This is a genomic window from Yersinia sp. 2542 StPb PI (genome assembly GCF_048593855.1).
In the GTDB taxonomy this organism is placed as follows: domain Bacteria; phylum Pseudomonadota; class Gammaproteobacteria; order Enterobacterales; family Enterobacteriaceae; genus Yersinia; species Yersinia enterocolitica_E.
Genome location: NZ_JAZGQA010000344.1, coordinates 1 through 2,109, shown reverse-complemented (window position 1 = coordinate 2,109; position 2,109 = coordinate 1). Strand labels below are relative to the sequence as shown.

The window sequence follows — 2,109 nt, the reverse complement described above, 5'->3', positions numbered from 1 at the left end:
GGGGCCGAGTTAGAACATCAAACATTAAAGGGTGGTATTTCAAGGTTGGCTCCATGCAGACTGGCGTCCACACTTCGATGCCTCCCACCTATCCTACACATCAAGGCTCAATGTTCAGTGTCAAGCTATAGTAAAGGTTCACGGGGTCTTTCCGTCTTGCCGCGGGTACACTGCATCTTCACAGCGAGTTCAATTTCACTGAGTCTCGGGTGGAGACAGCCTGGCCATCATTACGCCATTCGTGCAGGTCGGAACTTACCCGACAAGGAATTTCGCTACCTTAGGACCGTTATAGTTACGGCCGCCGTTTACTGGGGCTTCGATCAAGAGCTTCGCCTTGCGGCTGACCCCATCAATTAACCTTCCAGCACCGGGCAGGCGTCACACCGTATACGTCCACTTTCGTGTTTGCACAGTGCTGTGTTTTTATTAAACAGTTGCAGCCAGCTGGTATCTGCGACTGGCTTCGGCGCCGGGAGCAAGTCCCATTACCTAATGCCAGCGTGCCTTCTCCCGAAGTTACGGCACCATTTTGCCTAGTTCCTTCACCCGAGTTCTCTCAAGCGCCTGAGTATTCTCTACCTGACCACCTGTGTCGGTTTGGGGTACGATTTAATGTTACCTGATGCTTAGAGGCTTTTCCTGGAAGCTTGGCATCAACTACTTCACCACCGTAGTGGCTCGTCATCACACCTCAGCGTTGATAAGCAACCGGATTTACCAAGTCACTCCGCCTACATGCTTAAACCGGGACAACCGTCGCCCGGCTAGCCTAGCCTTCTCCGTCCCCCCTTCGCAGTAACACCAAGTACAGGAATATTAACCTGTTTCCCATCGACTACGCTTTTCAGCCTCGCCTTAGGGGTCGACTCACCCTGCCCCGATTAACGTTGGACAGGAACCCTTGGTCTTCCGGCGTGCGGGTTTTTCACCCGCATTATCGTTACTTATGTCAGCATTCGCACTTCTGATACCTCCAGCAACCCTCACAGGTCACCTTCAACGGCTTACAGAACGCTCCCCTACCCAACAACACCTAAGTGTCGCTGCCGCAGCTTCGGTGCATGGTTTAGCCCCGTTACATCTTCCGCGCAGGCCGACTCGACCAGTGAGCTATTACGCTTTCTTTAAATGATGGCTGCTTCTAAGCCAACATCCTGGCTGTCTGTGCCTTCCCACATCGTTTCCCACTTAACCATGACTTTGGGACCTTAGCTGGCGGTCTGGGTTGTTTCCCTCTTCACGACGGACGTTAGCACCCGCCGTGTGTCTCCCGTGATAACATTCTTCGGTATTCGGAGTTTGCATCGGTTTGGTAAGTCGGGATGACCCCCTAGCCGAAACAGTGCTCTACCCCCGAAGATGAGTTCACGAGGCGCTACCTAAATAGCTTTCGGGGAGAACCAGCTATCTCCCGGTTTGATTGGCCTTTCACCCCCAGCCACAAGTCATCCGCTAATTTTTCAACATTAGTCGGTTCGGTCCTCCAGTTAGTGTTACCCAACCTTCAACCTGCCCATGGCTAGATCACCGGGTTTCGGGTCTATACCTTGCAACTAGACGCCCAGTTAAGACTCGGTTTCCCTACGGCTCCCCTATTCGGTTAACCTTGCTACAAAATATAAGTCGCTGACCCATTATACAAAAGGTACGCAGTCACACCACGAAGGTGCTCCCACTGCTTGTACGTACACGGTTTCAGGTTCTATTTCACTCCCCTCGCCGGGGTTCTTTTCGCCTTTCCCTCACGGTACTGGTTCACTATCGGTCAGTCAGGAGTATTTAGCCTTGGAGGATGGTCCCCCCATATTCAGACAGGATGTCACGTGTCCCGCCCTACTCATCGAGTTCACAGCAAGTGTGTTTTGGTGTACGGGACTATCACCCTGTACCGTGCGACTTTCCAGACGCTTCCACTAACACACAAACTGATTCAGACTCTGGGCTCTTCCCCGTTCGCTCGCCGCTACTGGGGGAATCTCGGTTGATTTCTTTTCCTCGGGGTACTTAGATGTTTCAGTTCCCCCGGTTCGCCTTGCATGGCTATGTATTCACCATGCAATAGTGCAACGAATTGCACTGGGTTTCCCCATTCGGGTATCGTCGGTT

At 52.4% G+C, this 2,109-nt stretch carries 1 rRNA gene; it reads right to left on the bottom strand.

The features are described 5' to 3' along the window. Window positions 1–2,109 (bottom strand): 23S ribosomal RNA (locus tag V1952_RS21435); the annotation flags it as partial.